This is a genomic window from Xanthomonas bonasiae (assembly GCF_014836395.1).
Taxonomy (GTDB): Bacteria; Pseudomonadota; Gammaproteobacteria; order Xanthomonadales; family Xanthomonadaceae; genus Xanthomonas_A; species Xanthomonas_A bonasiae.
In genome coordinates this window covers 309241-334887 of sequence record NZ_JACSQX010000004.1, presented here as the reverse complement: position 1 = coordinate 334887, position 25647 = coordinate 309241, and the positions used below count along the sequence as shown (strand labels likewise).

At 71.4% G+C, this 25647-nt stretch carries 28 protein-coding genes, 2 tRNA genes and 1 other RNA gene; 21 read left to right on the top strand and 10 right to left on the bottom strand.

The genetic code is table 11. From position 1 onward, the window contains the following. Window positions 1–63 precede the first annotated feature (63 nt). A complete protein-coding gene (locus H9658_RS08390; RefSeq protein ID WP_145701570.1) occupies window positions 64–768 on the bottom strand; it encodes a PP2C family protein-serine/threonine phosphatase in 705 nt (234 codons plus the stop codon). A 206-nt stretch (window positions 769–974) separates the two neighbouring features. Between H9658_RS08390 and H9658_RS08385 the strand changes: the two genes are divergently transcribed. Further along, window positions 975–1065: transfer RNA gene (locus tag H9658_RS08385), tRNA-Ser, on the top strand. Window positions 1066–1184: 119 nt separating this feature from the next. Further along, the gene (locus tag H9658_RS08380) at window positions 1185–1589 is read left to right on the top strand and encodes a DUF6165 family protein (protein WP_191825032.1); all 405 of its coding nucleotides are present in this window, start codon (window positions 1185–1187) and stop codon (window positions 1587–1589) included. A gap of 63 nt (window positions 1590–1652) precedes the next feature. Here the strand turns inward: H9658_RS08380 and H9658_RS08375 are convergent, their stop codons facing one another. Both H9658_RS08375 and H9658_RS08370 read right to left on the bottom strand, forming a co-directional pair. After that, window positions 1653–1910, bottom strand: a complete 258-nt coding sequence (locus H9658_RS08375; protein ID WP_179570642.1) for a DUF2798 domain-containing protein — start codon at window positions 1908–1910, stop codon at window positions 1653–1655. Window positions 1911–2109: 199 nt separating this feature from the next. Further along, window positions 2110–3159: a glycosyltransferase family 9 protein gene (locus H9658_RS08370; protein ID WP_191825031.1), complete on the bottom strand. Its 1050-nt coding sequence runs from the start codon at window positions 3157–3159 to the stop codon at window positions 2110–2112. Between the two features lie 20 nt (window positions 3160–3179). On the opposite strand from H9658_RS08370, the gene H9658_RS08365 reads away from it, so the two are divergent. Genes H9658_RS08365 through H9658_RS08335 form a run of 7 tightly spaced genes read left to right on the top strand, consistent with a single transcriptional unit; the run spans window position 3180 to window position 7325 of the window. Further along, window positions 3180–3929: a 3-deoxy-D-manno-octulosonic acid kinase gene (locus tag H9658_RS08365; RefSeq protein WP_179570644.1), complete on the top strand. Its 750-nt coding sequence runs from the start codon at window positions 3180–3182 to the stop codon at window positions 3927–3929. Beyond that, window positions 3929–4684, top strand: coding sequence for an MBL fold metallo-hydrolase (locus H9658_RS08360; RefSeq protein ID WP_191825030.1), 756 nt, complete (start codon window positions 3929–3931; stop codon window positions 4682–4684). The genes H9658_RS08365 and H9658_RS08360 overlap by 1 nt, the downstream gene beginning before the upstream one ends. Continuing rightward, window positions 4681–5721, top strand: a complete 1041-nt coding sequence (moaA, locus tag H9658_RS08355) for a GTP 3',8-cyclase MoaA (protein ID WP_179570646.1) — start codon at window positions 4681–4683, stop codon at window positions 5719–5721. Before H9658_RS08360 ends, moaA begins: the two co-directional genes overlap by 4 nt. A gap of 5 nt (window positions 5722–5726) precedes the next feature. Next, on the top strand, window positions 5727–6104 hold the full coding sequence (locus H9658_RS08350) for a nuclear transport factor 2 family protein (RefSeq protein ID WP_179570647.1): 378 nt from the start codon (window positions 5727–5729) through the stop codon (window positions 6102–6104). A gap of 31 nt (window positions 6105–6135) precedes the next feature. Then, on the top strand, window positions 6136–6651 hold the full coding sequence (moaC, locus tag H9658_RS08345) for a cyclic pyranopterin monophosphate synthase MoaC (RefSeq protein ID WP_179570648.1): 516 nt from the start codon (window positions 6136–6138) through the stop codon (window positions 6649–6651). Next, complete coding sequence (locus tag H9658_RS08340) at window positions 6648–6893, top strand: MoaD/ThiS family protein (protein ID WP_003468589.1); 246 nt, start codon at window positions 6648–6650, stop codon at window positions 6891–6893. The genes moaC and H9658_RS08340 overlap by 4 nt, the downstream gene beginning before the upstream one ends. A 3-nt stretch (window positions 6894–6896) precedes the next feature. Then, window positions 6897–7325: a molybdenum cofactor biosynthesis protein MoaE gene (locus H9658_RS08335; RefSeq protein WP_179570649.1), complete on the top strand. Its 429-nt coding sequence runs from the start codon at window positions 6897–6899 to the stop codon at window positions 7323–7325. Between the two features lie 298 nt (window positions 7326–7623). Here H9658_RS08335 and ffs read toward each other — a convergent pair. After that, an RNA gene (gene ffs / locus H9658_RS08330) (signal recognition particle sRNA small type) lies at window positions 7624–7720 on the bottom strand. Between the two features lie 99 nt (window positions 7721–7819). Further along, a tRNA-Ser gene (locus tag H9658_RS08325) sits at window positions 7820–7912 on the bottom strand. A gap of 239 nt (window positions 7913–8151) precedes the next feature. Here H9658_RS08325 and dnaX point away from each other — a divergent pair. From dnaX to H9658_RS08305, 4 genes are all read left to right on the top strand, one after another. After that, window positions 8152–10017: a DNA polymerase III subunit gamma/tau gene (gene dnaX, locus H9658_RS08320; RefSeq protein ID WP_191825029.1), complete on the top strand. Its 1866-nt coding sequence runs from the start codon at window positions 8152–8154 to the stop codon at window positions 10015–10017. Window positions 10018–10023: 6 nt separating this feature from the next. Then, entirely contained in the window at window positions 10024–10344 is a 321-nt protein-coding gene (locus H9658_RS08315; protein WP_003479775.1) for a YbaB/EbfC family nucleoid-associated protein, read from the top strand. A 97-nt stretch (window positions 10345–10441) separates the two neighbouring features. Further along, window positions 10442–11053 (top strand): recombination mediator RecR, encoded by a 612-nt coding sequence (recR, locus tag H9658_RS08310; RefSeq protein ID WP_179570651.1) that lies wholly within the window; start codon window positions 10442–10444, stop codon window positions 11051–11053. Window positions 11054–11198: 145 nt separating this feature from the next. Beyond that, window positions 11199–11546 carry a histidine triad nucleotide-binding protein gene (locus tag H9658_RS08305; protein WP_003479777.1) on the top strand — a complete coding sequence of 116 codons (348 nt, stop codon included), beginning with the start codon at window positions 11199–11201 and terminating at the stop codon, window positions 11544–11546. Window positions 11547–11641: 95 nt separating this feature from the next. On the opposite strand, the gene H9658_RS08300 is transcribed toward H9658_RS08305, so the two are convergent. The 4 genes from H9658_RS08300 to H9658_RS08285 are packed head-to-tail and all read right to left on the bottom strand — an operon-like array spanning window position 11642 to window position 16023. Further along, window positions 11642–12169 carry a Slp family lipoprotein gene (locus tag H9658_RS08300; protein ID WP_179570652.1) on the bottom strand — a complete coding sequence of 176 codons (528 nt, stop codon included), beginning with the start codon at window positions 12167–12169 and terminating at the stop codon, window positions 11642–11644. After that, window positions 12166–14115, bottom strand: coding sequence for a transglutaminase family protein (locus H9658_RS08295; protein WP_191825028.1), 1950 nt, complete (start codon window positions 14113–14115; stop codon window positions 12166–12168). The genes H9658_RS08300 and H9658_RS08295 overlap by 4 nt, the downstream gene beginning before the upstream one ends. Continuing rightward, entirely contained in the window at window positions 14108–15064 is a 957-nt protein-coding gene (locus tag H9658_RS08290; protein ID WP_191825027.1) for a DUF58 domain-containing protein, read from the bottom strand. The genes H9658_RS08295 and H9658_RS08290 overlap by 8 nt, the downstream gene beginning before the upstream one ends. 5 nt (window positions 15065–15069) lie before the next feature. After that, window positions 15070–16023, bottom strand: coding sequence for an AAA family ATPase (locus H9658_RS08285; RefSeq protein WP_191825026.1), 954 nt, complete (start codon window positions 16021–16023; stop codon window positions 15070–15072). Window positions 16024–16059: 36 nt separating this feature from the next. Between H9658_RS08285 and H9658_RS08280 the strand changes: the two genes are divergently transcribed. Genes H9658_RS08280 through H9658_RS08270 form a run of 3 tightly spaced genes read left to right on the top strand, consistent with a single transcriptional unit; the run spans window position 16060 to window position 20799 of the window. Further along, a complete protein-coding gene (locus H9658_RS08280) occupies window positions 16060–17907 on the top strand; it encodes an ArnT family glycosyltransferase (protein ID WP_191825025.1) in 1848 nt (615 codons plus the stop codon). Window positions 17908–17956: 49 nt separating this feature from the next. Beyond that, window positions 17957–18952: a glycosyltransferase family 2 protein gene (locus H9658_RS08275; RefSeq protein ID WP_191825024.1), complete on the top strand. Its 996-nt coding sequence runs from the start codon at window positions 17957–17959 to the stop codon at window positions 18950–18952. Continuing rightward, window positions 18949–20799 (top strand): glycosyltransferase 87 family protein, encoded by a 1851-nt coding sequence (locus H9658_RS08270; protein WP_191825023.1) that lies wholly within the window; start codon window positions 18949–18951, stop codon window positions 20797–20799. The genes H9658_RS08275 and H9658_RS08270 overlap by 4 nt, the downstream gene beginning before the upstream one ends. Before the next feature lie 284 nt (window positions 20800–21083). Here H9658_RS08270 and H9658_RS08265 read toward each other — a convergent pair whose 3' ends face one another. Next, on the bottom strand, window positions 21084–21656 hold the full coding sequence (locus H9658_RS08265) for a Maf family nucleotide pyrophosphatase (RefSeq protein ID WP_191825022.1): 573 nt from the start codon (window positions 21654–21656) through the stop codon (window positions 21084–21086). Between the two features lie 124 nt (window positions 21657–21780). Here H9658_RS08265 and H9658_RS08260 point away from each other — a divergent pair, with 124 nt between their 5' ends. The 5 genes from H9658_RS08260 (at window position 21781) to fabD (ending at window position 25623) form a co-directional block, all read left to right on the top strand. Next, window positions 21781–22290 carry a YceD family protein gene (locus H9658_RS08260; RefSeq protein WP_179570660.1) on the top strand — a complete coding sequence of 170 codons (510 nt, stop codon included), beginning with the start codon at window positions 21781–21783 and terminating at the stop codon, window positions 22288–22290. 104 nt (window positions 22291–22394) lie between these two features. After that, window positions 22395–22589, top strand: coding sequence for a 50S ribosomal protein L32 (gene rpmF, locus H9658_RS08255; RefSeq protein WP_009608206.1), 195 nt, complete (start codon window positions 22395–22397; stop codon window positions 22587–22589). A 96-nt stretch (window positions 22590–22685) separates the two neighbouring features. Beyond that, the gene (locus H9658_RS08250; RefSeq protein WP_179570661.1) at window positions 22686–23669 is read left to right on the top strand and encodes a beta-ketoacyl-ACP synthase III; all 984 of its coding nucleotides are present in this window, start codon (window positions 22686–22688) and stop codon (window positions 23667–23669) included. A gap of 221 nt (window positions 23670–23890) precedes the next feature. After that, window positions 23891–24550: a glutathione S-transferase family protein gene (locus H9658_RS08245; RefSeq protein ID WP_191825021.1), complete on the top strand. Its 660-nt coding sequence runs from the start codon at window positions 23891–23893 to the stop codon at window positions 24548–24550. Window positions 24551–24678: 128 nt separating this feature from the next. Beyond that, the gene (gene fabD, locus H9658_RS08240; RefSeq protein WP_191825020.1) at window positions 24679–25623 is read left to right on the top strand and encodes an ACP S-malonyltransferase; all 945 of its coding nucleotides are present in this window, start codon (window positions 24679–24681) and stop codon (window positions 25621–25623) included. Window positions 25624–25647: the final 24 nt, after the last annotated feature.

Below are 25647 nucleotides of genomic sequence, written 5' to 3'. Positions count from 1 at the left end.
TGCCGCCGCCGGCCTGCCGCTACCGCGCTCGCGCCCGGCGCCGGTCGCGCCGCCTGCCTGCGCTCAGTGGCAGCGCACCAGGATCGCGGTGATGTTGTCCGAGCCGCCGCCGTCCAGCGCGGCCGCCACCAGCGTGTCCACGCATTCCTGCGCGCTGCAGTCGTCGTGGCCGAGCGTGGCGGCGATGCCGGGGTCGTCCACTTCCTCGGTCAGCCCGTCGCTGCACAGCAACAACTGCATGCCCGGGCGCAGTTCGCCGGTCATCGTGGCCACGTTGAGGTGCAGCGGATCGGTCACGCCCAGCGCCTGGGTGACCACGTTGCGGTGGGGATGCGCGCGCGCCTGCTCGGCGGTCAGCGCGCCCTGCGCGATCAGTTCCTGCACGTAGCTGTGGTCCTGGCTGAGCTGGGCCAGCTTGCCGTCGCGCCACAGGTAGGCGCGGCTGTCGCCGACCCAGGCCACCTCGAAGCGGTTGCCCTGCACGCGCGCGGCGACCACGGTGGTGCCCATCGGCAAGGTGTCGTTGCGCCGGCGCGAGGCGCGGATGATCTCTTCGTCGGCGATGCGGATCGCCTGCGCCAGCGGCGTGCCGCCGCGCACCTCGCGGACGATGGCCTCGCGCGCCAGCGCGCTGGCGACCTCGCCGCAGGCATGGCCGCCCATGCCGTCGGCGACCAGCCACAGGCCGAGCTCGTTGTCGCCGTAATAGGTGTCCTCGTTGAGTTCGCGGCGCAGGCCGACGTGGGTGAGGTGTCCGAATTCGATCATTGCGTGCCCGCGGCTGGCCCGGCTTCCTGTCATTCAAACGGCATCATCGCGGCCAAGCGGACATCAGGCAATCGCCGGCCGCGCCGCGGGGCAGGCGGGGTTCATGGCGGTGTGGGGGTGGGGACCAGGCCGCCTTGCGACGCGGCGCTTGTCCGCGCGCGGCGGGAACCGTATGATGCACGCCCCCGGTCCGCCGGGGACCACCCGGGAAGGTGGCAGAGCGGTTGAATGTACCTGACTCGAAATCAGGCAGGCGTTTATAGCGCCTCGGGGGTTCGAATCCCCCCCTTCCCGCCAGTTTTGCAGAAGGCCCCGTCAGGGGCCTTTTGTTTTTGACGGCTGCGGCTGCGGCCGCGCCGACATGGCTTTAAGGCCTGCTCGTTACACTTCCTTTCAACTCTCGCCTGGGTGTGCCCATGTCCGAAATCCTCGTCCCCGTGTCCTTCGGCGAACTGCTCGACAAGATCGCCATCCTGCAGATCAAGTCCGAGCGCATCGGCGATGCGGCCAAGCTGGCCAACGTGCGCGCGGAGCTGTCGGCGCTGGAAAAGACCTGGATGGCGCATCCGGCCGCCAGCGGCGACGTCGCCCGCCTGCGCCTGGAGCTGAAGGCGGTCAACGAGCGCCTGTGGGTGATCGAGGACGAGATCCGGATCAAGGAGAAGGCGCAGGCCTTCGACGAGGAATTCATCAAGCTCGCCCGCAGCGTGTACTACGAGAACGACGAGCGCGCGCGGATCAAGAAGGAGATCAACCTGGCGCTGGGCTCCAGCTACGTCGAAGAGAAGTCCTACCAGGACTACCGCGGCGCGACGTCCTGAGCGAAGCATCCGGGAGGCGTCGCCGCCTCCCGGTGCGGCCCGTGCGGGCCAGGGACGGGTGGATCAGGCGCGGGCGACCAGGAGTGCGGTCAGCCGGCGCACCAGCGGCAACGCCAGCAGCAGGGTGGGGAAGGCGATCAGCCACGACAACGCCCAGGCGCCCAGCCACAGCGCGTACACGCCCGGCGCCAGGCCGACCGTGCGCAGGGTACTGATCATCGAGACCACGCAGGTCATCAGGATCGACAACAACAGCGGCATCACCCAGCCGGCATGGCGGGGATGCAGCTTGCGCGGGAAAAACCGAGGGGAACGGGACATGGTGCGAACTCCGTAAGCCGGTCGAAGCAAAGGCGCCACCCGCACGCGCCGGGGCGCTGACGGGAAACGGCCCCGGACGAATCCGGCGCGGTTGGCGCGTTGCTTGACGTAAACGCTTACGGCGGCGTCCGCAGACCGAAACGGTGGCGAACGCGCAGGCGCAATGGTAAGGCCGTGCTCGGCCCGCGCACAAGCCGGCTTACATGCCCTGGTCGGTGCGGTAGCGCTCGAACGCGGCGATCGCGTCGTCCACGCCGATCAGCGCCATCACCGCGTCGACTTCGATCTTGCTGCCCCATTTCAGGTGTTCGGCCGGTTTGCCGAGGAACTTGCGCGCCGCCGCGTCGTACTTGTCCACGCAGTAGCGGGTGTCCGAATACGGGCCGCTGCGGCGCGGGTTGCTCGCCGCGTGCAGGCCCAGCACCTTGCTGCCCACGGCATTGGCGATGTGCATCGGGCCGGAGTCGGGAGTCATCACCAGTGCGGCGCGCTGCAGCAGCGCCGGCAGCTGCTTGAGCGTGTCGCGCCCGACCAGGTCCAGCACCGGCGCGCGCATCGCCGCGACGATGGCATCTGCCGTGCTGCGCTCCAGGTCGCTGCGCCCGCCGCACAGCACCACCCGCCAGCCCTGCGCGGCGGCGTGGTCGGCGACCGCGGCGTAGCGGTCGGCGTACCAGTTGCGCCGCACGTGGCTGGAGCAGGGCGAGATCAGCAGCGCCGGGCGGCCGTCCTCGGGCCATTGCGCCTGCGCCCAGGCGTGCGCGTCGTCCGGGATCGGCAGGTCCCAGCGCACCTCGGTCTGGCGCAGGCCCAGCGGTTCGCAGAAGCTGCCGATCGCGTCGAGCACGTGGATGCCGGAGCGGTCGGGGATGCGCTCGTTGACGAACAGGCCGTGCAGGTCCTTGGAGCGGCTGCGGTCGTAGCCGATGCGGCGGCGCGCGCGAACGAACGCGGACAGCACGTTGGCGCGCAGCGCCACCTGCATCTGCAGCAGCGCATCGAAGCCCTGCGCCGGCAGGTCGCGGCGCAGCGCGCGCATGCCGGCCAGGCCGCTGCGCTTGTCGTAGTCGTGGAAAATCACTCCGGGCAGGCCGTCGAGCAGCCTGTGCCCGGCCTTGTCGATGATCCAGTGCAGCGGCGGCGCGGCGGGCCAGGCGCGCTGCAGGGTGCGCACCAGCGGCACCACATGGGTCACGTCCCCCAGCGCCGACAGGCGCAACAGGCACAGCGAAGGGAGCGTTGCTGCCATGGTGTTGTTAGACTCGCTGAATGGTTGCATTCGACGCCACCGAAGCGCTGACGCCGTACCGCGAGGGCCGCGGCTATGGCGCCATTCTGTTCGACCGCCAACGGCTGCGGCAAGCCGAGCCGGCGCTGTTCTCCGCCGCGTACTGGGCCGAGCGCGCGCGCCCGGTGGACGAGGGCGGCCGCGGCGGCGCCTGGTTCGTCGATGCCCCGTTCGGCGCCAGCGTGCTGCGCCAGTACCGGCGCGGCGGCCTGGTCGCCAAGCTCAGCCGCGATCGCTACCTGTGGTCCGGCGCCGACCGCACCCGCAGCTTCGCCGAGTTCCGGCTGATGCGCGCGTTGATCGCGCGCAAGCTGCCGGTGCCGCGGCCGCTGGCCGCCTGCTACCTGCGCCAGGGGCTGCGCTACCGCGCCGCGATCCTGATGGAAAGGCTGGAAGGGGTGCGCTCGCTGGCCGACCGCGCGCATGTCGCCGGGCGCGGCGCGCCGTGGGAGGAGACCGGGCGGCTGGTCGCGCGCTTCCACCGCGCCGGGCTGGATCACGCCGATCTCAACGCGCACAACATCCTGTTCGACGGCAACGGCCGCGGCTGGCTGATCGATTTCGACCGCGGCGTGCTGCGTATTCCGGCCACGCGCTGGCGCGAGCGCAACCTCAAGCGCCTGCACCGCTCGCTGCTGAAGCTGCGCGGCGAGCGCAGCGTGGACGAGGTCAACAAGGACTACGCGCGTCTGCGCCGCGCCTACGACCTGGCCTGGAACCGGGGCTACTGATGGCCTGGGCGCTGCGCTTCCAGGGCGTCGGCAATGCGTCGGCGGTGGAATTGGGGTCGCCGATGGCCACGATCGAGCGCGATGGCGCGCCGTGGCTGAGCATCGACTGCGGCGGCGAAGGCCTGAGCGCCTACCAGGCGCACTATGCGGCGATGCCGCAGGCGCTGTTCGTGACCCATGTGCATCTGGACCACGTGGCCGGGTTCGAACGGCTGTTCGTGGACGCCTATTTCTCTGCGCGGCGCGGCAAGGTGCGGGTCTACGTGCCGGCGCCGGTGCTGCCGCTGCTGCATCGCCGGATCGGCGACTACCCGAACGTGCTGGCCGAGGGCGGCGCCAATTTCTGGGACGCGTTCCAGCTGATCGCGGTCGGCGATGCGTTCTGGCACGACGGGGTGCGGCTGGAGGTGTTCCCGGTGCGCCACCACTGGCCTGACACCGCCTACGGGCTGCGCCTGCAGGGTGCGCTGGTGTGGAGCGGCGATACCCGGCCGATCCCGGAAATGCTGAGCCGTTATGCCGGCGACGGCGAGCTGGTCGCGCATGACTGCGGCCTTCACGGCAATCCGTCGCATACTGGGGTGGATGACCTGGAACGGGAATATCCCGCCGAGTTGCTGCAACGCATGATGCTGTACCACTACGCCAGCGCCGAGGATGCCGAGGCCTTGCGTGCGCGCGGCCACCGCGTCGCGCGGCCGGGCGAGTGCGTGGCGCTGCAGACGCCGCGCGCGCCGCAGGTGCCGGCGCCATGAGCGCCGTCCTGCGTCCGCCGCTGCCGCTCGCGCCCATCGCGCCGTTGGATCGGCTGGGGCGGCCGTTGCGCGACCTGCGCCTGTCGGTGATCGAGGCCTGCAATTTCCGCTGCGGCTACTGCATGCCGGCCGACAAGGTGCCCGACGACTACGGCTTCGATGCGGCCTCGCGGTTGTCGTTCGAACAACTCGAGACGCTGGTGCGCGGCTTCGTGCGCAACGGCGTCAGCAAGCTGCGCCTGACCGGCGGCGAGCCGCTGCTGCGCCGCGACCTGCCCGAACTGGTACGGCGCCTGGCGCGCATTCCCGGTCTCGACGACCTGGCCATGACCACCAACGGTTCGCTGCTGGCGCGGCACGCGCAGGCCCTGCGCGATGCGGGATTGCGCCGGGTCACGGTGAGCCTGGATGCGATCGACGCGGCGACCTTCCGGCGCATGTCCGGTGACCGCGGCGAGGTGGCGCAGGTGCTGGCCGGCATCGACGCGGCGGTGGCGGCCGGGCTGGGGCCGGTGAAGATCAATTGCGTGGTCCAGCGCGGCATCAACGACGACCAGGTGCTGCCGCTGCTGGCGCACTTCCGTGGCAGCGGCCACGTGCTGCGTTTCATCGAATACATGGACGTGGGCACCTGCAATGCCTGGCGCCGCGAACGGGTGGTGCCTTCGGCCGAACTGCATGCGCGCATCGCCGCACGCTGGCCGTTGCGCGCGCTCGATCCGCACTACGTCGGCGAAGTCGCGGCGCGCCATGCCTTCGTCGATGGCGGCGGCGAGATCGGCTTCGTCAGTTCGGTCAGCGCGCCGTTCTGCGGCGATTGCCATCGCGCGCGCGTGTCGGCCGACGGCCAGCTCTACACCTGCCTGTTCGCCGCCGCCGGCACCGACCTCAAGCCGGCCCTGGCCGGCGGCGAGGACGCGCTGGCCGAGCGCGTGCGAGCGCTGTGGGGCCAGCGCGGCGACCGCTACAGCGAACTGCGCGGCGATGCGCGCGCGGCGCGCGGCAAGCACGTCGAGATGTTCCTGATCGGCGGATGAGCGGAATGGACGAGGCGCTGAAGCAGCGGTTGTTCGCGCTGGAGCTGGAATTGCTGGAGCCGGCGACGCGCGCCTCGGTGGCGCGGTTGTCGGCGCTGCTCGACGAGGCGTTCGTCGAATTCGGCGCGTCCGGGCGAAGCATCGACAGACAGGCGTTGCTGCAGGCATTGCCGGCAGAGGCCGGCGCGGTCCGCTATCGCGCGTTCGATTTGCAGGCGTGGTTGCCGGCGCCGGATCTGGCGCAGCTGCGCTATCGCAGCGAGCGCCGCGATGGCGACGGCGCGCCGGTGCGGCATGCGCTGCGCAGTTCGCTGTGGCGCTGCCGCGACGGCGAATGGCGCATGCTGTTCCACCAGGGCACGCCGATTCCCGGCGCCGCCTGAGCAAGGTGCCGTGGGAGCGGCAGCGCAGTCTATGAGCGAAGAAAAGGCCAACTACGCCGTCGCGGCGCGCAAGCGGCTGACCCATCTGGACCCGCAGGGGCTGCCGACGATGGTGGACGTCTCGGCCAAGGCCGTCACCGCGCGCGTCGCGGTGGCCGAGTCGCGGGTACGCTTTCCCGCGGCGGTGGCCGCGCAATTGCGCGCCGACGCGCTACGCAGCGCCAAGGGCGGCATCGTCGACACCGCGGTGATCGCCGGCACCATGGCGGTCAAGCGCACCCACGAACTGATCCCGTTCTGCCATCCATTGCCGATCGACGGCTGCCGCTTCGCGATCGACTGGGCGTCGCCGCAGGTGCTGCGGATCGAATGCACGGTGCGCACCGTGCACCGCACCGGCGTGGAGATGGAGGCGCTGACCGGCGCCAGCGTCGCCGCGCTGACCGTCTACGACATGTGCAAGGCGCTGACCCATGCGATGACGATCGGCCCGGTCCGGCTGCTCGGCAAGCGCGGCGGCAAGCGCGACGTCGGGAGCGCGGCATGAGCGTGCGCGTGACCGTGCTGTATTTCGCCAGCCTGCGCGAGGCGGCGGGCATCGAGCGCGAACAGGTGCAGACCGCGGCCGCCGACCTGCGCGCGCTGTACGCCGAACTCGACGCGCGGCACGGCCTGCGCTGGCCCTCGCAGCGCCTGCGCGTGGCCGTGGACGGCGCCTTCGTGGGCTGGGACGACGCGCTGCGCGAGGGCAGCGAAGTGGTGTTCATTCCGCCGGTCTCGGGAGGCTGACCGATGTCCGACACGCACCGCTTCCATCTCGCCGACAGCGCCCTCGACATCGCCGCGCTGCGCGCGCCGCTGGCGCATGCGCAGGCCGGCGCCTACGCCAGTTTCGAAGGCTGGGTGCGCGACCACAACGATGGCCGCGCGGTCGATGGCCTGCGCTACGAGGCGTATGCGGCGCTGGCCGAGGCCGAAGGCCGGCGCATCGCCGACGAAGCCCTGGCCCGCTTCGACATCCTCGACCTGCGTTGCGTGCATCGCGTCGGCGACCTGGCGATCGGCGACCTGGCGGTCTGGGTGGGCGTGGTCGCGGCGCACCGCGACGCCGCCTTCGGCGCCTGCCGCTACGTCATCGACGAGGTCAAGGCACGGGTGCCGATCTGGAAGCGCGAGCGCTACCGCGAAGGCGACGCCGGCTGGTTGCACCCGGAGACATAGCGCCTGCGGTGTCGGCCGCGACGCGGCGGACCAGCAGGCGCGAACGCCGCAAGCAGGCGTCGAATCGGCCCGTGCGGCTGCGCTGCGAAATTAGGGTGGCGACCCCGCCGGCTGACCGCGCTGAGGGAGCGCTGCCGTTGCGGGGATGTCCGGGCCGTCGCCACGGCCGGTGCCAATGACTGGCCAGGACTTGAGCGGATTGCCGCCATGCGATCCATGGCCATAGCTCGCGCGGACAACGCCATCTGTACAGGCGTCGAATCGACCCGTGCGGCTGCGTTGCAGAATTAGGGTGGCGACCCCGCCGGCTGACCTCGGCGCCCGCGTCGATCGATACCGTTGCTGCCTTCCGGCCCTGGCGGAGTTTTCGACCTAGCGTCGCGAGGGGCCGACGGGGCCACCATAGAGACGAAACCGCGCCGTGGCGCGGTCTTTCCCTTTGAGTTCTTTCGCCGGCGGCGAAGGAACCCTGCGAGGGAAGCGCAATTCGAATCTGGCGGAGAGAGGGGGATTCGAACCCCCGAAGCGCGGTTTAGACGCTTACACACTTTCCAGGCGTGCTCCTTCAACCACTCGGACACCTCTCCGGACCTGCCGGCGCGAGGTAGCCGACGGCAGGGGCGGGATTCTAGCCGTCGCGGGCCCCGTTAACAAGGAGAACTGCCTGCGGAAGCGGGGACGCGCCGCCAGTGCCGGCTGCCGGTCGCGGAAGCGTGCTGGCCGGCCGCCGTCCTGGCCAGTGGCGGCGGGCCGGTCGCGGCTGCCGCTGAACGATCGACGCGGCGCGACATGGCACAATGGCGGTTCAGATGAAGACGGTTGCCTGATGTCCTATCTCGTTCTCGCCCGCAAGTGGCGCCCCAAGCGTTTTGCCGAGCTGGTGGGGCAGGAGCACGTGGTCCGCGCGCTCACCAATGCGCTGGACAGCGGGCGCGTGCACCACGCGTTCCTGTTCACCGGCACCCGCGGCGTCGGCAAGACCACCATCGCGCGGATCTTCGCCAAGTCGCTGAACTGCGAGCAGGGCACCAGCGCCGACCCGTGCGGGCAGTGCCCGGCGTGCCTGGACATCGACGCCGGCCGCTACATCGACCTGCTGGAGATCGACGCCGCGTCCAACACCGGCGTGGACGACGTGCGCGAGGTGATCGAGAACGCGCAGTACATGCCCTCGCGCGGCAAGTACAAGGTGTACCTGATCGACGAAGTGCACATGCTGTCCAAGGCGGCGTTCAATGCGCTGCTGAAGACCCTGGAAGAGCCGCCGGAGCACGTTAAGTTCCTGCTGGCGACCACCGACCCGCAGAAGCTGCCGGTGACGGTGCTGTCGCGCTGCCTGCAGTTCAATCTCAAGCGCCTGGACGAGGAGCAGATCCAGGGGCAGATGACCAGGATCCTGGCCGCCGAGCAGATCGAGGTCGATGCCTCGGCGATCGTGCAGCTGGCCAAGGCCGCCGACGGCAGCCTGCGCGACGGCCTGTCGCTGCTCGACCAGGCCATCGCCTACGCCGGCGGCGCGCTGCGCGACGACGTGGTGCGGGCGATGCTGGGCACGGTCGACCGCACCCAGGTCGGGGCGATGCTCGAGGCGCTGGCCGATGGCGACGGGCAGCGCCTGCTGCAGGTGGTCGCCGGGCTGGCCGAGTTCTCGCCGGACTGGGGCGGGGTGCTGGAGGCGCTGGCCGAGGCGCTGCACCGGATCCAGGTGCGGCAGCTGGTGCCGGGCGCGGCGGCGGCGGGCCTGGACGGGCTGGACCCGGCGCCGTTCGCCGAGCGCCTGCGTCCGGAAATCGTGCAGCTGTGGTACCAGATGGCCTTGAACGGCCGCCGCGATCTGTACCTGGCGCCGAGTCCGCGCGCCGGGTTCGAGATGGCGGTGCTGCGCATGCTGGCGTTCCGCCCGGCGGGCGCGGCGCCGCTGCCGGCCGCATCCGGGTCGGGGACGACGACGGAAGGCCGTGCGCCCGCCGCACCGGCGGCGGCGCCTGCTGCCGCTGCGGCCAGCGTCGCCACGCCATCCGTCGCCGCGATGCCTGCGCCCGCCGCACCGATGATGGCGCCAGCGCCGACAGCGGCCGCGGTCGCAGACAAGCCGGCACCGGCGCCCCCACCGGTCGCGGCGCCCGCCGTGCTCGACCCGCCGTGGGAAACCGCGGCACCGGCACCGGCAACGCCGCCCGCCGCGACCATGGCGCCGGTCGCGCCGGTCCCCGCGCCCGCGGCGGAGCCGGAAATGGCGATGGTGCCACCGCTGGCCGTCGCTGCGCGCACGCCGACCGAATACGCCGCGCCGCGCGTGCTGCACGCGGCCGAAGACTGGCTGGAACTGGTCGCCGATTGCGGCCTGACCGGGCCGTCGCGGCAGCTCGCGGCCAACTCGGCCTTCGTCAGCCACGCCGACGGCGTGCTGCGGCTGTCGCTGTCGCCGGGCTTCGAATACCTGCAGTCCGAGCGCTCGCTCGGCGAACTGGCCGCGGCGCTGGCCGACGCGCTGGGCAGCCGACCGAAGATCGTGATCGAAAGCGGCATCGCGGTCGATGCCGAGACCCTGCACGAGCGCTCGCACCGGCAGCGCGGCGAGCGCCAGAGCGCGGCCGAGACCGCGTTCCTGCACGACCCGGCGGTGCAAGCGCTGATCCAGCAGCAAGGCGCGCGGGTCGTGCCCGATTCCATCCGCCCCTACCAAGAGTAATCAAGCATGCGTGGGAACATCGCCCAATTGATGCAGCAGGCGCAGAAGATGCAGGAAAACCTGCAGCGCGCCCAGGAAGAACTGGCCCAGCTGGAAGTCACCGGCAGCGCCGGCGGCGGCATGGTCAGCGTGACCCTGACCGGCGCCAAGGAGTGCCGCAAGGTGCGGATCGATCCGAGCATCCTCTCCGACCAGGAGATGGCCGAGGATCTGATCGCCGCCGCCTTCAACGATGCCTCCAACAAGATCGACGCCGAGTCCAAGTCGCGGATGGGCGCGGCCACCGCCGGCATGCCGATCCCGCCGGGGATGAAGCTGCCGTTCTGAGCAGCCGGGATTCGGGAATGGGGAGTGGGGATTCGCCAAGGCAAGAGCGAAGCCGCTGCGTCCCGGTCCCGGATCCCGACGTCCGACTCCCGAATTCATGTCTTCCCTGCTCGAACAACTGATCGAGGCCTTCCGGATCCTGCCGGGCGTGGGCCAGAAGTCGGCGCAGCGCATGGCCTATCACGTGCTCGAGCGCGAGCGCGAAGGCGGGCTGCGCCTGGCGAACGTGCTGGCCGAGGCAGTGGAGAAGGTCGGCCACTGCACGCAGTGCCGCGATTTCAGCGAGACCGAGCTGTGCGCGATTTGCGCCAGCGCCGGCCGCGACCGCCAGCAGCTGTGCGCGGTGGAGTCGCCCGCCGACCGCCTGGCGATCGAGCACGCCACCGGCTACCGCGGGCTGTACTTCATCCTGCAGGGGCGGCTGTCGCCGCTGGACGGCGTCGGCCCGCGCGAACTCGGCCTGGACCGGCTGGGGACGCGGCTGGCGCAGGGCGAGATCGCCGAGTTGATCATCGCCACCAATTCCACCGTCGAGGGCGAGGCCACCGCGCACTATCTGGCGCAGCTGGCGCGCCGCCATGGGGTACGCCCGAGCCGGCTGGCGCAGGGCCTGCCGCTGGGCGGGGAACTGGAATACGTGGACCGCGGCACGCTGTCGCATGCGTTCGGCAGCCGCAACGAGGTCCCGCGGGGCGGCGCAGGCGAGTAGGGCCTGTCGTCAGGTTGCACCGCTCCTGTGCGCGTGCACGGGAACAAGCACCAGGAAGGACGACGCAGGGGCCTCGCGCGGCAGTGCCTGCGTGCCGCCGAATTCGGCTATAACGACTGCCCCTTTCCGCTGTGCGAGCCAGCCCATGGACACCATCTTCGGCAAGATCATCCGCCGCGAAATTCCCGCGAGCATCGTGTACGAGAACGACGACGTGCTCGGCTTCAAGGACATCGCGCCGCAGGCGCCGGTGCACGTGCTGTTCATTCCCAAGCAGGTGGAGATTCCCACCCTCGACGACCTGGCGCCGGAGCAGGCGCCGCTGGTCGGCAAGCTGGTGCTGGCCGCCGCCGCGTATGCGCGCGAACAGGGCCTGGCCGAGGACGGCTACCGGGTGGTGATGAACTGCCGCGAGCATGCCGGGCAGACCGTGTTCCACCTGCACCTGCACCTGCTGGCCGGCGCGCCGCTGGGCCGCTTCGGCACGCCCTGAGCGGCCGGCGCGCGGCGCTGCCGGGCAAACGGAAAACGCCGCTTTTCAGCGGCGTTTTCTTCTCCATCATGGCACAACGCGTGCCAGCGGGCGGCTTACCACCAGCCGCGGCCCCAGCCCCAGCGCGGACCCCACGGATCCCACGGGCCCCAGGGGCCGTACGGGTAGGCGGGCACCACGTCGACCTGGCGCACCACCGGCCACAGGTAAACCACGTCGGCGTCGATCTTCGGCAGGCGGTAGTCGTACTCGCCGATGCGGGTGCTCTCGTAGCCGGCGACGTGGCCGATGAAGGTCACCTCGCGACCGGGTTCGAACACCGCCGGGTCGTAGAAGCCGGAGCGGCAGGCGATGAAGCGGCCGTCGCTGGCGTCGGCCGAGTCGCTGTCCGGGCGGCCGCTGGCGCTCAACGGCCGCGACAGCATCTGGAAGCAGGTCTGGCCCTGACCGGGCTTGGTCTGGATGATCTTGCCGCCCCAGCGCACCGAGGTACCGACCTGCTGGCCGGCGACCGAGTCGCGCGGGGTGACGGTGGCGAATTGGCCTTGCAGCGGCTTGGGCGCGGTCGCGCAGGCTCCCAGGGCGAGAACGGCCAGGACGGGGAACAGCAATCGGATCTTCATCGAGATGCTCCGGTGTGCGGACGGTGCCTGCGCAGGTCGCGCAACAATGAAGCCCTGTCCGAATCAGCGCCAGCGTAGCGCGAATCAGCGAAACGTTGGCTGAGCGAAAGCAACGCGTTTGCCTCCATCACCTGGTGTACACGCAGCGCCCACGTCAAGGCCGGTTCGTGCGCCTCGCGGCCCAGGCCGAGCCGGGCGTAACGCCGGCCCAGCCGGCGCCAGGCGCGCAGCAGCGGGTCGCGCTCGCGCTCGCCGCGCGCCAGCAGCCAGGCCATCCAGCCCAGCAGCAACGCGGCGAAGCCGGCGAACAGGGCGACCAGTTGCGCCGGCTCCAGCTTGGCGATGCCCAGCTCGCTCAACAGCCGCTGCTGGCGGTTGGCGTCGAAGGACAGCACCAGGTCGTTCCAGCCGCGGCGCAGCCAGTCGCCGACGTCGCGCAACTGCCAGTCGGCGATGCCGCCCCGGGTGCCGGCAGCGCTGCCGAGGCGGTCTTCCAGCGTGTCGTAGATGCGTTCCGGGGCGACCGCGGCGGTCGGGTCCACGCGCACCCAGCCGCGCTGCGGCAGCCACACTTCGGCCCAGGCGTGGGCGTCCATGCGCCGCACCACCCAGTAGTCGCCGAACGGATTGCGGGTGCCGCCGGCATAGCCGGTGACCACGCGCGCGGGGATGCCGGCGCCGCGCATCAGCACCACGAAAGCGGAGCTGAAGTGCTGGCAGAAGCCGGCCTTCTGCTGGAACAGGAATTCGTCGACGCCGTCGCGGCCGGGCAACGGCGTCTCCAGCGTGTAGGCGAAATCGCGGCGGATCCATTGCAGCGCGCGCGCCACGATCGCGGCGTCGTCGGCGCCGGCCTGTTGCCGCCATTGCCGGGCCAGCGCCAGGGTGCGCGGGTTGTAGCCGGGCGGCAGCGCCAGCGCGCGCTGGCGCTGCGCCGGCGTCAGCGCGCTCTCGAAGCGCAGCGGCGGCGCCGAGCGCAGGCGCCAGCGGCTCAGCGCCCCGAGCGGGCGCTCGCTGTGCAGCACGTAGTCGGCGGAAAGGCGGGTGCCCTCGGGTGCCTGCAGCGGCAGGTCCAGCGCGACCAGTTGGCGGCGATCGGTCGGCTCGACCTCGATCTCGTAGTCCCACGCGTTCGCGCCGACCTGCACCGCCGGCGCCGGCAGGTAGTCGTTGCCGCGTTGCGCACGCCAGGTGCTGCCGTCGAAATCCCACAGCACCGGCCCGCGCCAGTAGCGCTGCGCCGGCGCGGGCACGCGGCCGAAGAACTGCACGCGCAGCGCCGGGGTGTCGTCGGCCATCAGGTCCAGCCACTGGCCGGGACTCATCGTGTCCGACAGGCCAGGCCGCGCCAGCGCGCGCTCGGGCACGCCCCACAGCGGCGAGCCCAGCCGCGGGAACAGCCAGAACGCGGCCAGTGCCAGCGGCAGGCCCAGCGCCAGCAGCCGGCCGACGCCGCGCAGCTGGCCGCGCAGCGGCGGCGCCGCGCTATGACCTTCCTGGTCGGCCAGGCGCTGCATGCACAGCAGCGCGGCGACCACCGCGGCCAGTCCGAGCAGCATCGTGATCGGCCCCTGGTCCAGCAGGAACGCGGCGAACGGCGCGAACAGGGCGAAGCCGAGCAGGCTGCGCGCGTCGCGCAACGTCTTCAGTTCCGACGGCTTGATCGCCAGCATCGCCGCGAGCATGGCGCAGCCGGTGTCGCGGCCGAAGCGCATGCCGACCTGCCAGTAGATCGCCGCCAGCATCGCCGCCACCAGCAGCAGGCGCAGCGCGGCCGGCAGCGGTCGCCATGCCGAGCTGGCGCCGATCAGCAGCGCGGTCGCCGCGAACAGCAGCGCCAGCGCGCCAGGCAACTGCAGCAGCAGCGGCAGCAGCGACAGCAGGCCTGCGGCGAGCGCCCAGTGGCGGCTGGCGTCGCTCAGCGCGGGCGAGCGCGGCTCAGCCATGCGGCAGCAGCGCCAGCGCGCGCAGGCACAGGTGCCGGTGTTGCGGGCCGCGGCCCGGACCCAGCGGCGGCTGCCCCGGCAGCAGCAGGCGATAGCGGCGGCCGTCGCGCTCGGCCTCGTTGACCCAGCGCGCCAGCCGCGCGATGCGGCGCTCGTAGGGCAGCGCCGGCAGGGTGCGCCAGTCCAGCACCACGTCCACGCCGATCGGGCGTTCGTATTCGCGCACCAGCAGCGTGTCGCGGCGCGCCGAGTGCTTCCAGGAGATCGCGCGCGGCGCATCGCCGGCGCGGTACGGGCGCAACTGGTGCAGCTCTTCGCCGAGCGCGTGCAGGCGGGTCTGGGTCGGGGTGCCGTCGCCGTGCGGCAGCGGCGGCCCGTCGTGTTCCGGTTGCGGGTAAACCAGGAGCGGCGCGTCCGGCCAGAACCAAGCCCAGGCGCGCAGCAGGCCCAACGGCTGGGTGGTGGAAACGCGGATGCGCTGCAGGTCGAGCCAGCCGCGGCGTTCGGTGGGCAGCTCCAGGTCGGCTTCGTTGGCGCCGTCGCCGTGCAGGTCGATGTAGGTGTGCCGGCCGGCATGCGCCACGCGCAGGCCGCGGCGGTGCCGGGCGTCGTCGGCGGCCAGCGCCAGGCGCAGCCGCAGCGGGGTGCCGGCCGCGACCGGTTCGGCCGACAGCGCGTCCAGGCGCAGTCCCGACAGCTGCAGGTGCGCCGCGATCGCGCTGGCGATGGCGGCCGCGCCGAGCAGCATCGCCAGCAGCAAGGCGGGGTTGTTGTTGTAGTTCAGCGCGCCGAGCAGCATCGCGCCGAGCAGCAGCGCCAGGAAGCCGCCGAACGGCGTGGGCAGGATGTAGATCCGGCGCCGGTCCAGCCGCACCGGCAGCGGCTCGGGATCGCGCGGCCGCGCCAGCCGTGCCAGCGCCTGCCGCCACTCGCGCAGCCGTGCCCGCATTCGGGTCAGTCCACCGCGACGCTGTGCAGGATCGCCTTGGCCAGCGCTTGCCCGGAGGCCGATTCCTGTTCGGCCACCAGGCGGTGCTCTGCGACCGCCACGAACAGCGCCTGCACGTCCTCGGGCAGCGCATGCGCGCGACCCAGCAGCAGCGCGTGCGCCTTGGCCGCGCGCAGCAGCGCGATGCCGGCGCGCGGCGACAGGCCCACGCGCACGCCCGGATGCTGGCGGCTGCGCGCGAGCAGCGCCTGCACGTAGCCGACCAGCGCGTCGCTGGCATGGATCTGCTCCACGCTGTGCCGCAGCGTGGCCATGTCGGTGTCGCTGAGCAGCGGCCGCGCCTGTGCGATCAGGTCGCGGCGGTCGCTGCCGCTGAGCAGCGCGCGTTCGGATTCGGCGTTGGGATAGCCCAGCGCCAGCCGCAGCAGGAAGCGGTCCAGCTGCGAATCGGGCAGCGGGAAGGTGCCCGACAGGTCCACCGGATTCTGCGTGGCGATGACGAAGAACGGCGCCGGCAGCGGATGCGTGGTGCCGTCCAGCGTGACCTGCTGTTCGGCCATCGCTTCCAGCAGCGCGCTCTGCGTGCGCGGCGGCGCGCGGTTGATCTCGTCGGCGAGCAGCACGTGCGCGAACACCGGGCCGGGATGGAACTGGAACTGGCGCGATTGCGCGTCGTACACCGACACGCCGAGCACGTCGGCCGGCAGCAGGTCGGAGGTGAACTGCACGCGCTGGAAGCTCAATCCCAGGCTAGCGGCCAGCGCATGCGCCAGCGTGGTCTTGCCCAGCCCGGGCAGATCCTCGATCAGCAGATGTCCGCCGGACAACAGCGCGACAAACGCCAGCCGCACCTGTTGTGGCTTGCCCAACACCAGCGAATTGACCTGCTGCTGGGCCTGCGCGAGCGCCTCGCGCAGCGTATCGGTTAGCATTTCCGGCAAGCGGGGCGGAGTAGGCATCGCATTCTCGCAACGGTTTAGGGGAGTCTAAAGGCAATGCAAGGCGAACAACGTGCACGCACCACCTTCATGGTGCTGTGGATGCTGGTCACCGCAGCCAAGCTGCTGGTGGCCGCGCGCCTGCCGTTGTTCGTCGACGAGGCGTTCTATTGGCAGGAAGGCCAGCACCTGGCCGCCGCCTATTCGGATCTGCCCGGGCTGACCGCCTGGCTGGCGCGGCTGGGCGTGGCGCTGGGCGGCGAGCACCTGCTGGCGCTGCGCGCGCCGTTCCTGCTGGTGTCGGCGGCGATGCCGTGGCTGATCGCGCGCATCGCCACGCGCTGGTTCGGTGCGGTGGCCGGTTGGCGTGCCGGCAGCCTGACCTTGCTGATGCCGCTGTCGGGCACGCTCGGCATCCTCGCCCTGCCGGACGTGCCGATGGCGCTGGCGACGATCCTGTGCATGGACGCCAGCGCGCGGCTGCTGCGCCAGATCGATGCGATGAGCGCGGTGGAGCTGGCGCTGGGCCTGACCCTGGGCGCGCTGAGCCATTACCGCTTCGCCGGGGTGATCGGGGTCGGCGCGATCGCGTTGCTGCTGATCCCGCAGGGCCGGCGCATGCTGCGCGATCCGCAGGTGTGGGTGGCGCTGGCGATGGGCATCGTCGCCTGGCTGCCGTTGCTGGCCTGGAACGCCGACAACGGCGAGGCCGGGGTCAGGTTCCAGCTGATCGACCGGCATCCGTGGAGTTTCCAGCCCAGCGGCATCGCCTTCGTGCTGATCCAGGGCCTGCTGGTCACGCCGCTGCTGGCGGTGGCGATGTGGAAAGTGGCGCTGGTGGCCACGCGCGGCGGCGGCAGCGGTGGCGCGCGCGTGCAGTGGCGCTATTTCGGCCTGCTCGGCGGCGTGTCCACGCTGGGCATCTTCCTGCTCGGTTTCTTCACCGATGCCGAGCGCATCAGTTTCCATTGGCCGTTGCCGGGCTACCTGGCCTTGCTGATCGCCGCGCCGGTGATCCTCCACGGCTGGCCGAAGCCGCTGCGCCGCGCGACCTGGCTGCTGACCGGGCTGGGCCTGGTCGGCGCGTTCGGCTACTACCTGGCGGTGTCGGTGCCGGCGGTGCGCGAGCATGCCGCCGGCGACAAGTACTACCCGCGCAACTTCGCCGGCTGGAAGCCGCTGGCGTCGGCGGTACGCCGCGAACTGGCGGCGATGCCGGCGGGCACCCAGGTGCTGGCCGACAATTTCAAGGTCGGCGCCGAGCTCGGTTTCGAGCTGGGCGATGCCGACATCCAGGTGCTGCCGCATCCGCTGAACGACAAGCACGGGCGCAGCGCGCAGCTGCGCCAGTGGGGCCTGCTCAGCGACGGCCGGCGCGATGGGCCGCGGCTGCTGGTGCTGTCGCCCAGCGACATGAAATACCGGCTGCTGCTGCAGCGCTATCACGCGGTCTGCGAGCTGGTCGGCCCGTTGCCGCCGCCGAAGGTGGTATCCAGCGATCACGGCAGCCAGCGCTTCCTGCTGTTCGCGCTGCCGGCGCAGCGCTTGCCTGGTCCGTGCACGACGCCGGGAATGGCCTGGTTCAACGCGCCGGAGGTGGGCGACAAGGTGGCGCCCCATTTCGCGGTGTCCGGCTGGGCGTTCAAGGACGGCGTGGGCATCGCCCGGGTCGAGGTGCTGCTCGACGGCAAGGTCGCCGCGCAGGCCCGCTACGGCGAGAACTACGACATCACCGCGTTCTGGAAGATCTCCACCGATCCGGGCCATCCCAACGTCGGCTTCCGCGCCGAACTCGATGCCAGCGGATTGGCGCCGGGTACGCATTGGCTCGGCCTGCGCCTGCATGGCCGCGACGGCAGCGTCGAGGAGTGGTGGGAGCAGCCGATCGAACTGCGCCGCCGCTGATAGCATGGCGCGCCTTTCCACGCCCGCCGCGCAGGACCGCCCACCGCCCATGCCGAGTCTTTCTGCTGCCCACGCCGCGGCCATGCCGCGGATCGCGGTGCTGGTTCCCTGCCACAACGAAGCGGCCACGATCGCCCAGGTCGTCGCCGCGTTCGCCGCGCAGTTGCCGACGGCGAGCATCCACGTGTTCGACAACAATTCCAGCGACGCCACCATCGCGCGGGCGCGCGCGGCCGGCGCGCAGGTACGCGAAGTCGCACTGCAGGGCAAGGGCAACGTGGTGCGGCGCCTGTTCGCCGATGTCGATGCCGACGTGTACGTGCTGGTCGATGGCGATGCGACCTACGACGCGGCGATGGCGCCGGCGCTGATCGAGCGCCTGCTGCGCGATGGCCTGGACATGGTGGTCGGCGCGCGGCGCAGCGACGAGGCGGCCGCCTACCGCGCCGGGCACCGCGTCGGCAACGTGCTGTTGACCCGCTGCGTGAGCTTCCTGTTCGGGCGCAGTTTCGACGACATGCTGTCCGGCTACCGGGTGTTCTCGCGCCGCTACGTGAAGTCGTTTCCCGCCCATGCCGCCGGCTTCGAGACCGAGACCGAACTGGCGGTGCACGCGCTGCAGCTGCGCATGCCGGTGGCGGAGGTGGCCACGGCCTACGGCGCGCGGCCGCAAGGCTCGCAGAGCAAGCTGCGCACCTGGCACGACGGCACCCGGATCCTGCTGACCATCCTGCGCCTGTTCAAGGCCGAACGGCCGTTGCTGTTCTTCTCGCTGGGCTTCGGCGCCTGCGTGCTGCTGGCGCTGGGGCTGGCGGTGCCGCTGGTGCTCACCTACGCGCACACCGGCCTGGTGCCGCGCTTCCCGACCGCGATCCTGTGCTCGGCGCTGGTGCTGCTCGGCTTCCTGTTGCTGGCCTGCGGGCTGATCCTGGACACGGTCACGCGCGGCCGGGTCGAGGCCAAGCGCCTGGCCTATCTGGCAATCCCTGCGCTGCCGTTGCGGTCGCCATCGGCGTCTCCCGCAGCCGAAGACGACCGCGCATGAGTGCGGCAAACGCGGCAGTGCCGCGTCCAACTCGCCGCCAGCGCCTGCTGCGCGCGCTGGATCGCCGCTTCGCTTTCCACGACCGCGGCAACGTGATCGCCGCCGGCATCGCGGTCGCGCTGCTCGGCGGCGTGCTGTCGCTGCTGCTGGGCCAGGACGCCAACTGGGATCTGCGCAACTACCACCTGTACAACGGCTATGCCGCGCTGCACGGCCGCCTCGGCACGGACCTGGCGCCGGCGCAGCTGCAGAGCTACTTCAATCCGCTGCTGGACATGCTGCACTACGCGCTGATGACCGGCCTGCCGGCGCCGCTGGCGGGATTCGCGATGGGCGCGCTGCACGCGCTGGCGTTCCTGCTGCTGGCCGGCATCGCCTGGCAAGTGCTGAATCCGCGGCTGGACCGGGCGCGGCTGGCGCCGTGGCTGGCCCTGGCCGGCATGTGCAGCGCCGCGTTCCTGTCCGAATTCGCCGGCACCATGGCCGACAACAGCAGCGCGCTGCCGGTGCTGGGCGCGTTGCTGGCCGCGCTGCACGCGCAGCGCCGGCAACAGGCGGCCGGGCAGGGCGTGGCGATTGCGTGGTGGGCGCTGGCCGGTGCGTTGCTGGGTCTGGCGCTGGCCTGCAAGCTGACCAATGCGGCGTTCGCGCTCGCGCTGGGCGTGGCGGCGCTGGCCGCGGGCGGCCGCATGCGGCAGCGCGTCGGCGGCGCCGCGGTGCTGACCGCGGTCACCGTGCTCGGCTTCGCGGTCCTGGCCGGGCCCTGGTTGTTGGGCGTGTGGAAGACCTTCGGCAACCCGCTGTTCCCGCAGTTCAACAGCCACTTCCTGGCGCCGCTGGCGCAGCCGGTGGCGCTCAGCGATACGCGTTGGCTGCCGCAGGGCTGGTTGCAGCGGCTGAGCTGGCCGCTGCACTTCTCGTTCGCGCCGAACCGGGTCAGCGAGGTCGCCTTGCGGCAGATCGTCTGGCCGTTGCTGTACCTGGTCGGCCTGGCCGCGCTGCTGCGGTTCGCGCTGCGCCGGCCACCCCGGCCCGCGGCGGCCAGCGACGTGGTCGCGCCGGCGTGGCGCGCGCTGCTGGTGTTCTTCGTGGTCGCGTACCTGGCCTGGCAGTCGGTCTTCAGCATCCAGCGCTACCTAGTGGTGCCGGAGTTGCTGGCACCGCTGGTGCTGTGGGTCGGGCTGCGGCGGTTGCTGCCGGCACGCATCGCCGCCCCGGCGGCGCGCTGGACGCTGATCGCCTGCGCTCTGGTCGCGCTACAGGGCTGGGGCGACTGGGGCCACGAGCGCTGGGCGCGTGCGGCGTTCCGGGTGCAGGCGCCGAGCATGCCGCAGCCGGCGCGCAGCCTGGTGCTGCTGGTCGGCGACGTGCCGCAGTCGTGGCGCATCCCGTTCCTGCCGGCGCAGGCGGCGTACGCGTCGGTGGCGTCCAATTTCCCCGAATCGCCGGCCTACGCCGAGCGCGTGCAGGCGCTGCTGGCCGAACGCGGCCAGGGCTATGCGCTGTTGCCGGCGACGGTGGATCGCAACGTCGCGCGGTTGCAGCGGCTCAATGCGCTGGCTGCGCGGCTGGGCCTGGACCGGGGGCCGGACTGCCGGCTGATGCGGCGCCTGGCGCACCGGCCGGTACGCGCGGCGGTGACCGAGCGCGATGGCCGCTGCCAGTGGACGATCCTGCCGGAGCGGGCCATCGACATCGCCGCGGGCGATCGCGCGGCGCTGGCCCTGGCCGACCAGCAACTGGCCCGCTACGGCCTGGCCTTGCAGCTGGACACCTGCGCAGTCCACGAGTCCTGGGTCGGGCAGGCGCGCTTCCCCTACCAGTGGTGCCGCGTCGGCCGGCGTTGACGCCGGCCTCGCCGGGCTAGGGCGTGTCATCGATTCCCGAGTAGGTCGCGTTGGGTCTGTCAGGTCGCCAGCCGGCGCTGCGTGGCGCAGCGCCTGACTGGTGGTCAGGTCAAGCCGCGCGGCGCCGGCTGGCGGCCTGACAGGCCCAACCCGCAGGGCCGCTCTTGTGCGCCTTCGGCGCTACGTCATCGCCCGGGCGGAACCATCCTCCATGCCTTCCCGCTCTTGCTTGCCTCGTGCACCCACAAGAGCGGCGCGATCTGCTCGGGGATTGATGGCGCGCCCTAGGGCAGCACGTAGCCGGCCTCGCGCAGCAGCCCGGCCAGGCCGATCAGCGGCAGCCCGACCAGCGCGGTCGGGTCCTGGCTGTGGATCGCGCTGAACAGGCTGATGCCCAGGCCTTCGCACTTGAAGCTGCCGGCGCAGTCCAGCGGCTGCTCGGCGGCGACGTAGCGGGCGATCTCCTCGGCCTGCAGCACGCGGAAGCGCACTTCGGTCAGGTCGCACAGCTGCAGCGCCCGCTCGCCGTGCAGCAGGCACACCGCGGTATGGAAGCGCACGCTGCGCCCGGACATTGCCGCCAGCTGCGCCTGCGCGGCCTCGGCATGGCCGGGCTTGCCCAGCGGCTGGCCGTCGAGTTCGGCGACCTGGTCGGAGCCGATCACCCAGGCATCGGCGGCGCCGGCCGCCACTGCCGCGGCCTTGGCCCGCGCCAGGCGCTGCGCCAGCGCCAGCGGCGCTTCCCCGGGCAGCGGCGTCTCCTCGACCTGCGGGCGGGCGCTGTCGAAGGGCAGGCGCAGGCGCTGCAGCAGCTCGCGGCGGTAGACGGAGGTGGAGGCCAGGATCAGGCGCGGCATCGGCGGTCGGGCAGGGCGGCGCGGGCGCCGGGGCCGGCAGTCTGCGGCGCGGCGTGCGGCCGGGCAAGCAGGAGGACAGGACGGTTTGACAGAGCCTGTCCTAGTCCTTAACATTCTGCGGCTTATGTCCGCGAACGTGCCCGAACTGTTGGATGCCTGGCGGATGGTCGCAGCGCGCAGGGTCTTCGAAGACCGCCTGCCGCTCTCGGCGATGACCCGTCTGCAAGGCAGCCTGGCCGATACCGAAGGCGAATGCCGCTACACGCTGGAATTCGGCCGCGACGCTGTACTGCAAGTGTCCTACGTCGAACTGACGCTCGAAACCGAGCTGCCGCTGATCTGTCAGCGCAGCCTGCAGCGCTTCCTGCTGCCGGTGTCCAGCGTACAGCGGCTGGGACTGATCCGCAGCGAGGCCGAAGAGGCCGCGCTGCCGCCGGATTACGAGGCCTTGCTGGTGCCGGACGACGGCATGCTGCGGCCCGCCGATCTGGTCGAGGACGAGTTGGTGCTGGCGGTTCCGCTGGTGCCGGTGGCGCCCGGAAGCGAGGCGGTCGAACAGGACTGGCCGGCGACCGAGGAAGAGGTGAGCAAGGCCAACCCGTTCGCGGCGTTGGCGGCGCTGAAGAAACAGTAGCGGTCGGCCCGCCGGCGCGCTGCCTTGAAGGTTGTTGCCGGACGCGCGCGTCCTGCGCGACGTAATGACGACAGATGTAAACGAACCGAGTTTGGAGCAATCCCATGGCTGTGCAGAAATCCCGTGTCACCCCGTCCCGCCGCGGCCAGCGCCGTTCGCACGACGCCCTCAGCGCCAAGCAGCTGTCGACCGACCCGACCAGCGGCGAGATCCACCTGCGCCACCACATCACCGCCGACGGCTACTACCGCGGCAAGAAGGTGATCGCCACCAAGACCTCGCAGGTCGAAGAAGATTGATCCGTGCCCGTCCCTCGCGCCGCGGCGGACGGAGTCACCCATCTTCACAGGCCGCGCCCGCGCGGGCGGCCTGCGTAACAGGCAACAGGAATCAGCATGAGCAAGCGGATCTATTCCAGGATCGCGGGCACCGGTAGCTATTTGCCTGAAAAAGTGTTGACCAACGACGATCTGTCGCACATGGTCGATACCAGCGACGAATGGATCCGCAGCCGTACCGGCATCCGCGAGCGGCACATCGCCGCGCCGGGCCAGACCGCCGGCGACCTCGGCTACGAAGCCGCGTTGAAGGCGATCGAGGCGGCCGGTATCGAGGTCGCCGCGCTCGACATGATCGTCGTCGGCACCACCACCCCGGATCTGATCTTCCCGTCCACCGCCTGCCTGATCCAGGCGCGGCTGGGTGCGGTCGGTTGCGCCGCGCTCGACGTCAACGCCGCCTGCTCGGGCTTCGTCTACGCGCTCAGCGTGGCCGACAAGTTCATCCGCTGCGGCGACGCCAAGACCGTGCTGGTGATCGGCACCGAGACCCTCAGCCGCATCGTCGACTGGACCGAGCGCACCACCTGCGTGCTGTTCGGCGACGGGGCCGGCGCGGTGGTCCTGCGCGCCGACGAAGACACCGGCATCCTCAGCACCCATCTGCACGCCGACGGCAGCAAGAAGGAACTGCTGTGGAATCCGGTCGGCATCTCCACCGGGCTCGGCGACGGCACCGGCGACGCCTCCGCCGGCGGCATCCAGATGAAGGGCAGCGAGGTGTTCAAGTACGCGGTCAAGGCGCTGGACGCGGTGGTCGACGAGACCCTCGACGCCAACGGCCTGAACAAGGGCGACCTGGACTGGCTGATCCCGCACCAGGCCAACCTGCGCATCATCGAAGCCACCGCCAAGCGCCTGGAACTGTCGATGGACCAGGTGGTGGTGACGGTGGACATGCACGGCAACACCTCGTCCGCCTCGGTGCCGATGGCGCTGGACGTGGCGGTGCGTTCCGGCCGCGTGCAGCGCGGCCAGCTGCTGCTGCTGGAAGCCTTCGGTGGCGGCTTCACCTGGGGCTCGGCGCTGCTGCGCTACTGATCGTCGCGCGGGCGCCCGCCGCCCGCGCCACCGCGTCTCCTCTCCTGCAAGACACCTGCGCGCCCGGCCGGCGCTCCGCCGGGCGCGGGGCTGTGGTCGCGCGGTTCCGTGCCCGCGGCCGTGCGCGCCATCCGCGCATGTCGATTTCCGTCTCCGCCGAGCGTCGTCAGGACAGCAGCGCCTCCGCGCCTGCTCCGGTCTTCACTTCGAGGTGTACGACGATGCCATTGACGCTCTATGCCCATCCATTCTCGTCCTACTGCCAGAAAGTCCTGGTCGCGCTGTACGAGAACGGCACGCCGTTCGCGTATCGCCAGCTGGCTGGCGGCGACCCGCAGCCCATGGCCGAACTGGGCGCACGCTGGCCACTGAAACGCTTTCCGCTGCTGGTGGACGCCGGCCGCAGCGTCGCCGAGGCGACGATCATCATCGAGCATCTGGCCTTGCACCATCCCGGGCCGGTGCCGTTGCTGCCGGCCGATCCGCGCGCGGCGCTGGAGGTCCGCTTCATGGACCGCTTCTTCGACAACTACCTCGCCACGCCGCAGCAGAAGATCGTGGCCGATCGCCTGAGGCCCGAGGGCGAGCGCGATCCGCGCGGCGTGGCCGATGCGCGCGCCACGCTCGACACCGCGTATGCGTGGCTGGATCGGACCATGGCCGACCGGACCTGGGCCGCCGGCGAGGACTTCAGCCTGGCCGATTGCGCGGCGGCGCCGTTCCTGTTCTATGCGGACTGGACGCATCGCATCGCCGCCTCGTTCGCGCATGTCCGCGCGTATCGCGTGCGCTTGCTGGCGCGCGCCGCGTTCGCCCGCGCCGTGGACGAGGCGCGGCCGTATCGCGGCCTGTTCCCGCTCGGCGCGCCCGACCGCGATTGAGCGTTTCCGGCAGCGCCCGCGCCTGGCGCGGCGCCGGCGTTGCTGCAGGCGCACATACGCCCGGGTACAGACGCACGGCCGGTTTCGCCCTTATCATCGCCGCTCGTTTTTCGCTGTTGGGCATTTCAGTGACCGATTCCACACTCGCCTTCGTTTTCCCCGGCCAGGGTTCGCAGTCGCTGGGCATGCTGGCCGAACTGTCCGAACTGCACCCGCCGCTGCGCGACAGCTTCGTCGAGGCCTCCGACGGCGCCGGCGTCGACCTGTGGGCGCTGACCCAGGGCGGCCCCGAGGAAATGCTCAACCGCACCGAATACACCCAGCCGGCGCTGCTGGCGGCGAGCGTGGCGCTGTGGCGGCTGTGGCTGGCCCAGGGCGGCGCGCGGCCGGCGCTGCTGGCCGGGCACAGCCTGGGCGAATACAGCGCGCTGGTCGCGGCCGGTGCGCTGTCGCTGCACGACGGCGCGCACCTGGTGCGCCTGCGCGGCCAGTTGATGCAGGACGCGGCCCCGGCCGGGGTCGGCGCGATGGCCGCGGTGATCGGCGCCGAGGACGCGCTGGTCGAGGAGGTCTGCGCGCAGGCCGCCGGCAGCCAGGTGGTGGTCCCGGCCAACTACAACTCGCCCGGCCAGGTGGTGATCGGCGGCGACGCGGCGGCGGTCGACCGCGCGCTGGCGCTGCTGGCCGAGCGCGGCGTGCGCAAGACGGTGAAGCTGGCGGTCAGCGTGCCCTCGCACACGCCGCTGATGCGCGAGGCCGCCAACCGCCTGGCCGAGGCGATGCGCGGCATGGCCTGGCACGCGCCGCAGCTGCCGGTGGTGCAGAACGTGGATGCGCAGGTGCACGACGGCATCGATGCGATCCGCCAGGCGCTGGTCGAGCAGTTGTACCTGCCGGTGCGCTGGACCGGCTGCGTGCAGGCGCTGGCCGCGCGCGGCGCCACCCGCGTGGCCGAATGCGGCCCGGGCAAGGTGCTGACCGGGCTGATCAAGCGCATCGACAAGTCGCTGGACGGGCGCGCGCTGGCCACCCCGGCCGACTTCGCCACCGCGCTCGAGACCTGGGCCGCCTGATCCCGCTGCCGCGCGCGGGCGCTT